The organism is Porphyromonas sp. CAG:1061 (assembly GCF_000435035.1).
Lineage (GTDB): Bacteria > Bacteroidota > Bacteroidia > Bacteroidales > Porphyromonadaceae > Porphyromonas_A > Porphyromonas_A somerae.
Map to the genome: position 1 here is coordinate 1 of NZ_HF988858.1, position 6,380 is coordinate 6,380.

General features: G+C 45.5%; 7 protein-coding genes, 1 tRNA gene and 1 pseudogene. 6 read left to right on the forward strand and 3 right to left on the reverse strand.

Going from position 1 to position 6,380, the window contains the following annotated elements; translation table 11 throughout:
• The first annotated feature begins 212 nt into the window (after positions 1-212).
• The 3 genes from hemG to QVO39_RS01420 are packed head-to-tail and all read left to right on the forward strand — an operon-like array spanning position 213 to position 2,497.
• Positions 213-1,613 (forward strand): protoporphyrinogen oxidase, encoded by a 1,401-nt coding sequence (hemG, locus tag QVO39_RS01410; RefSeq protein WP_021902707.1) that lies wholly within the window; start codon positions 213-215, stop codon positions 1,611-1,613.
• A gap of 3 nt (positions 1,614-1,616) precedes the next feature.
• Positions 1,617-1,985, forward strand: a complete 369-nt coding sequence (locus tag QVO39_RS01415; RefSeq protein WP_021902708.1) for a hypothetical protein — start codon at positions 1,617-1,619, stop codon at positions 1,983-1,985.
• Positions 1,982-2,497 carry a cob(I)yrinic acid a,c-diamide adenosyltransferase gene (locus tag QVO39_RS01420; protein ID WP_021902709.1) on the forward strand — a complete coding sequence of 172 codons (516 nt, stop codon included), beginning with the start codon at positions 1,982-1,984 and terminating at the stop codon, positions 2,495-2,497. Before QVO39_RS01415 ends, QVO39_RS01420 begins: the two co-directional genes overlap by 4 nt.
• A 2-nt stretch (positions 2,498-2,499) precedes the next feature.
• Here the strand turns inward: QVO39_RS01420 and QVO39_RS01425 are convergent, their stop codons facing one another.
• Complete coding sequence (locus QVO39_RS01425; RefSeq protein WP_021902710.1) at positions 2,500-2,907, reverse strand: START-like domain-containing protein; 408 nt, start codon at positions 2,905-2,907, stop codon at positions 2,500-2,502.
• 116 nt (positions 2,908-3,023) lie between these two features.
• On the opposite strand from QVO39_RS01425, the gene QVO39_RS01430 reads away from it, so the two are divergent.
• From QVO39_RS01430 to radA, 3 genes are read left to right on the forward strand one after another with little or no spacing between them, the layout of a single operon-like run.
• Positions 3,024-3,542 carry an NAD(P)H-dependent oxidoreductase gene (locus QVO39_RS01430; RefSeq protein ID WP_021902711.1) on the forward strand — a complete coding sequence of 173 codons (519 nt, stop codon included), beginning with the start codon at positions 3,024-3,026 and terminating at the stop codon, positions 3,540-3,542.
• Positions 3,543-3,544: 2 nt separating this feature from the next.
• The gene (locus QVO39_RS01435; protein WP_018028687.1) at positions 3,545-4,462 is read left to right on the forward strand and encodes a dimethylarginine dimethylaminohydrolase family protein; all 918 of its coding nucleotides are present in this window, start codon (positions 3,545-3,547) and stop codon (positions 4,460-4,462) included.
• A gap of 3 nt (positions 4,463-4,465) precedes the next feature.
• Positions 4,466-5,839 carry a DNA repair protein RadA gene (gene radA, locus QVO39_RS01440; RefSeq protein ID WP_021902712.1) on the forward strand — a complete coding sequence of 458 codons (1,374 nt, stop codon included), beginning with the start codon at positions 4,466-4,468 and terminating at the stop codon, positions 5,837-5,839.
• An 81-nt stretch (positions 5,840-5,920) separates the two neighbouring features.
• Here radA and QVO39_RS01445 read toward each other — a convergent pair.
• Together QVO39_RS01445 and QVO39_RS01450 are read right to left on the reverse strand one after the other, a co-directional pair.
• A tRNA-Pro gene (locus QVO39_RS01445) sits at positions 5,921-5,995 on the reverse strand.
• Between the two features lie 138 nt (positions 5,996-6,133).
• A pseudogene (locus QVO39_RS01450) lies at positions 6,134-6,380 on the reverse strand (glucose-1-phosphate thymidylyltransferase); the annotation flags it as partial.

Here is a 6,380-nt window from a genome sequence, read left to right on the forward strand (position 1 = left end):
AACTAAGCAATCGGTGAGTTGCAACTAAGCAAATGCTTTGTTGCATCTCAACAAACGCTTACTTATAACTCTGAATATTGTCGGCTATCTGTCCACCCTCAACTACTTTCTATTTGCTTCTTACGCATGATAAAGAGAGATATTATTGCTCTTGTGTAGCAAGAAATTATTAAATTTGTAGCAAACGATTAATGCACATAAATATATTGGCGATGAATAATATACAAAATCACTATCCAATAGCGATCATCGGTGGTGGTATAACTGGTCTTTCGCTTGCTGCAGAGCTTGAAAAAGAGGGCAAGTCCTTTATTCTACTTGAAGCAAAGGATAGGCTTGGGGGGCAGATAAAGACTCTTAGGGAGAATGGGTTTACGTATGAAGTGGGACCAAATACCGGTACCGTCTCTTCTCCCGAGGTGGCAGAGCTATTTGAGTATGCAGCACCTGATGCCCTGCTTGAGGAGGCTTGTGCCAATGCCAATGATCGATGGATTTGGAAGGGGGATCGCTTTCACTCTATCCCCAATGGCCCATGGAGTGGGCTCACCACCCCACTCTACAGCATTAAGGATAAGTTGGGCCTACCCTTTGAACCTTTTAGAAAAAAGGGAACCAACCCCAATGAGACAGTGGGTGAGCTTGCGGAGCGCAGGCTTGGAAAAACGATTGTGGATTACACCATTGACCCCTTTATTGGGGGTATCTATGCGGGCGATCCTTATCAATTGGTGACCCGACTAGCATTGCCAAAGCTCTATAATCTAGAACAAAACTACGGTAGTTTTATCAGAGGGGCCATCAAAAAGGCATCTGAACCTAAGAGCGAGCGAGACCATAAAGCGACAATAAAGATCTTTTCGGCTGTTGGGGGTCTAGAAGAACTAGTCAAGGCCATCGGCAAAAAAATAAGCAGAACTGGTGAGGTGGTTCTCGAAGCCCAGGATATCTGTATCACCCCGACAGGAAATGGTTGGCAAACCACCTTTGTAGATAAGAATGGCGACCAACACACCATTTCATCCACTAAAGTGGTCACCACTGTGAGAGCCGATATACTTCCAAAGTTATTCAGAGAGGAGATTGCTAGCAAGATGACGCGTATCTCCACCCTTCCCTACGCTCCTATCACGGAAGTCTGTGTAGGCTTTAACCATCTGCCCGATATTCCGAGAGCCGCCTTTGGTGCTTTGGTTCCCAGCAAGGAGCAACGAAAGGTGCTGGGGATCCTCTTCCCAAGTTCTTGCTTCAATGATCGAACCCCCTACCCTGATGGAGCCTTATTTACCATCTTTATGGGTGGCCTAAGGAATAAAGGATTAGTGCTAGACACTCCACTTGAGGCGCAGAAGCAGGTGGGACTCAATGAACTTTATGATATGATGAAGATACCTCGGTCTATTACCCCCGACATGGTGCACATTGCTCACTATCCAAAGGCGATCCCTCAGTACGACCTAGCGACAGAAGAGCGACAGAAGGATATGAAGTCCATTGAAAAAGAGTATCCAGGACTGCACATAGCAGGGGGTGTGATTGATGGCATAGGAATGGCCAACCGTATCACCCAAGGCATGAATCTAGCACAACAACTTATTAAGGAGATTGAGTAACTTATGGAGGAGTTGAAAAATAGAGGAGGACTAGTTGAGGTGCTCAATTCGTACGACGAAGGCTACGTGAACCTAGCATACACTCTACTACAGGATAGAGGTTTTTTTGTGAGAATAGAGAATGCACTTACTAATGCCATACCGGGAATGTCGGTGGGGGTATCTCTCATGGTGAGAGAAGAGGATGCAGCTGAAGCCATCAAAGCACTTGTGGCGGCAGATATACTCCCTTCGCAAGAGGGGTCTCTAGAGGATATAACGCAAAGAGATAGCAAAAAGCGATGGCGTAAATTACTGCTTCTACTCGTGGCATTGATCGCAGCCTTAGCTCTTATGGCTATTTGGATCTTTATTGTACAAAAGCAGGGATGATACAAGTATATACTGGCAATGGAAAGGGCAAAAGCACTGCAGCTTTTGGTATGGCTTTAAGGGCATTGGGTGCGGGCAAAAGGGTATATATAGCTCAGTTCGTTAAGGATATGAGATATAGCGAATGCTTTATTGAAGATTACTTTCAAGACCGCCTCAAGATAGAGCAATGGGGTGCTAGCTGTCTCCTCAATCGTGAGGCTACTGATGAAGACTATGCTATGGCGGAGAGAGGGCTTGAGCGGTGTGCTACACTTTTGCGAAACAGAGAGGGGGAGATGTACGACCTCATCATCTTAGACGAGCTCAATATCGCTCTTTACATGAAGCTACTACCACTGGAAAAAGTATTGGATGCTCTTAAGAGTATTGAGGGTGACCGTGAAGTGATCATCACTGGTCGGTATGCACCTAGTGAGCTACTGGCACTTGCAGATCTTGTAACAGATATGCAAGAGGTAAAGCACTACTATCAAAAAGGAGTGCTCAGTCGAAAGGGGTTTGATTGCTAAGGCTAGAGGATTCCTAGGCTGGCAAATAGTCGCTCTTCGTGTGCCATCCAAATTTGCTCTAGCGACTCCGTCTCCAAACCCTTGTCGTGATCATTGACCATTAGAGAGGTACTTTTGGATAGCTCTGAGGTGACAATCTCCATGCGTATATAGCTTTCGGGGTCGTCGTTCCACCTCCATTCTATCAACTTATTAGGTATACGTTTATTGATTGTTGCCACCCTATCATCCCCTTGGTCATCCCAAAATATATGGATGAGATCCTGAGTGATGTCTACCTTAGGTGCAAACCACTCCGATAACCCTCTTGCAGTGGAAATCTGGTTCCAAATGCTATGGGCCGATGCTGTATTAAGAAAGTACTCTTTCTGGAAGCCAACCGACTTACCCTCTAATACTTTATGTGCCATAATATTTACATAAATCATTTTTACTCTTCTTCTGCCCTCAAGATACCAATAATCTCGGTTATTGTAGGTAAATTTGTGGATAATAAATAATTAAGAAATCCATATTGATTGATATAATGAAGACATTAGTCGTTGTAGGACACCCAGACTTAGCAAGCTCCGTGGTAAATAAAGCTTGGGTGGAGGCTCTAAGGCCTTATGAAGGCGAGCAACTAAAGATACACAACCTTGGTGATGTGATAAGGGAGGATGGCACCTTTGATCTTAAAAGCGAACAAAGGTTATTGGAGCAGTACGATCGGATCGTCCTCCAATTTCCACTCTACTGGTATATGCCACCAGCTATCTTAAAGCTATGGATGGATACTGTTTGGGCAGAAGGCTGGGCATGGGGCGATTGCCCACACGCTCTTGAAGGGAAGCTTATTGAGGCTGCCACCTCTTGCGGAGCACCCGAAGTGGCCTTTAGCCAAACTCCTCTAAGTACCTACCTCTCATTCGTACAAGGGTCGGCAGGCTTTGTGAAGGCTCGTGGTGGGGATTACTTTGCCTTTTATGGAGCAGAAGGCGAGGGATCTGCTGAGCGACTAAAAACTAACTGCAAGGAATACATCAAATTTATTTGCGATAAATAATTATGAGAAATCTAAACGTAAAAGACGAGACAAGCACCCTGAAATCTGTAATAGTAGGTCTAGGAACCAATCCTGGCCCTGTGCCCACATTGGATGAGGCGTATGATGCCAAGAGCTATAGCACGCTGATAGCAGGCACCTATCCGACAGATGAAGCGCTGGAGAGGGAAGTTGAGGGTCTAGCGAAAGCCTTGAAAGAGGCTGGTGTGGAGGTACTCAGACCACAAGAGCTACCTGGAGTAAATCAGATATTTGCCCGAGATGTCGCTTTTGTGATTGAGGACAAGATGATTCGTGCCAATATCATTCCCGACCGCGAGGCAGAGATGAGGGCATACGATAAGATCTATGAAGATCTTGATCAAAGCAAGATTATCGTACCCCCAGAGCATGTACATATTGAGGGCGGAGATGTGATCTTGATGCACGATAAGATATTTTTGGGTACTTACTTAAGCCCAAACTATAGCAATTACAAGATGGCAAGGACCAATAAGTATGCTATTGGTTTCCTTAAAGACCTATTCCCTCAAAAGGACATTATTCCTATTGAGCTAATCAAGCACGATACCGATCCATACACAGGTGTATTGCACCTAGATTGTTGCTTCCAACCTATTGGTCAGGATAAGTGTATTCTATTCCCTGGTGCCTTTAGACATGTGGAGGATTGGGAGTACATTATGTCTATTTTCGGTCCTGAGAATACTTGTATTATCAGCCGTGAGGAGATGTACGAGATGAATCCTAATGTCTTTAGTATTGCTAATGACACTGTGATCATTGATAGCACCTTCAAGAGACTGCAAGGATGGCTCAATCGTAGAAATGTCAAGACTATTCCTATTCCTTACCGTGAGGTGAGCAAATTAGGTGGGCTACTACGCTGTACGACACAACCACTAGAGCGTGTCTACTAATAAATGAAGAAAGATAAGCTCGTATGGCTCTGCACTGACTGTGGCGCCGACTTCCCCAAGTGGGTAGGTAAGTGCCCCGCTTGTGGTGCGTGGAATACGCTGAAGGAGTACACAGTCAGAGCAGAGGAGCCTGGGCTGAAGATCCGAAAGGATAAACCGCTACAGGATAAGTCTCCAGTGCCACTGAGTTTGGTATCTGGTGATACCGCCACTCGAATGGACTTGCTCGATGGCGAGCTCAATAGAGTATTGGGCGGTGGATTGGTTAAGGGCTCATTGGTTTTGCTTGGTGGAGAGCCAGGTATTGGTAAGAGTACACTGATATTGCAGAGTGTGGTGAGGAATAGTAACCTCAAAACGCTTTATGTTAGTGGCGAAGAGAGCCCAGGTCAGATACGACTGAGGGCTGAGCGACTAACCGATGCCGATACCGTGGAGCACTGTCTACTTTATGGCGAGACTCAACTGGAGACGATTATGGAGACAGCTCTAGATGTAGAGCCAGACCTCCTAGTAATCGACTCCATCCAGACTATCCAAACTAGCCGAAGCGACTCCTCTGCTGGCTCACTTTCACAAGTTAGGGAGTGCACAGCTGCTCTACTCTCCTTCGCAAAAGAATATGAGTTGCCCATCATTTTGATCGGGCATATTACGAAAGAAGGAAGTATTGCGGGGCCAAAAGTATTGGAGCACTTAGTAGATACAGTCATACGATTTGAGGGTGATCAAAACCATCAGTATAGAATATTGAGAGCCCTTAAGAATCGATTTGGCAATACCGCTGAAATAGGACTGTATGAGATGAAAAGCGATGGACTTAGGCAGGTAACCAACCCCTCTGAAATGCTACTTTCAGGAACCCAGGGTGAGCTATCTGGCAGCTGCGTAGGAGTGACGATTGAGGGGATTCGCCCTCTACTTGTAGAGATACAAGCCTTGGTGAGCTCGGCAGTCTATGCCAATCCTCAACGCTCTTCTACAGGCATTGATTATAGGCGTACCAATATGCTGCTCGCTGTACTGGAGAAGCGAGCAGGCTTCAAGTTGGTGCAAAAAGATGTCTTTCTTAATATTGCTGGTGGGCTTACCATTCAAGACCCAGCTCTGGATCTGGCTGTTTTATCGGCAGTATTATCAAGTAACCTAGACCTTCCTATCTCTAGAGAGACTTGTGTCACGGGTGAGGTGGGGCTAAGTGGTGAAATACGTGCAGTATCTCGTATACAGCAACGCATCACAGAGGCTGAGAAGATTGGCTTCAAGTCAATGATACTCCCTGCTGATAACCTTCACGGCTTAGAGACTGATAAGTTGGATATCCAATTAATTCCTGTAAAGCAAGTAGGTGAAGCCTTTCGAGTGCTCTTCTCCTAAATAAGATCAATTTGAAGTAGCACCCACGGCTAGATATAAAAAAAGAAGAGAGGGATACTAAGTATTCCTCTCTTCTTTTTGTCGGGGTGGTGGGATTCGAACTCACGACCCCCTGGTCCCAAACCAGGTGCGCTAACCGGACTACGCTACACCCCGATAAGTCCTACACCCGAGAGCTCGATAGATTATCTTATCTTTCTCTCAAATGCTCTGCAAAGGTACCTACAATAATTCAAACTACCAAACTAATCGACTCTTTTTTGTATTAAAGTAGGGAAGAAAGAGGTGAAAAAGCTATTTCAGTAGCTTAAGTAAATAGGCAGCGTAGTCACTTCCTTTGTATTGACTGGCCACATTCATTACTTCCTCGCGAGAGATCCACCCTTTGTTGTACCCTATCTCCTCTAGGTTTGCGACCTGTAACCCTTGGCGCTTTTCAATAGCCCTAATGAATTCACCAGCTTCGTGTAGCGATTCAAAAGTACCAGTATCGAGCCATGCGAAACCTCTGCCAAGAGTTTGAACAGAGAGGCGGTCTTGC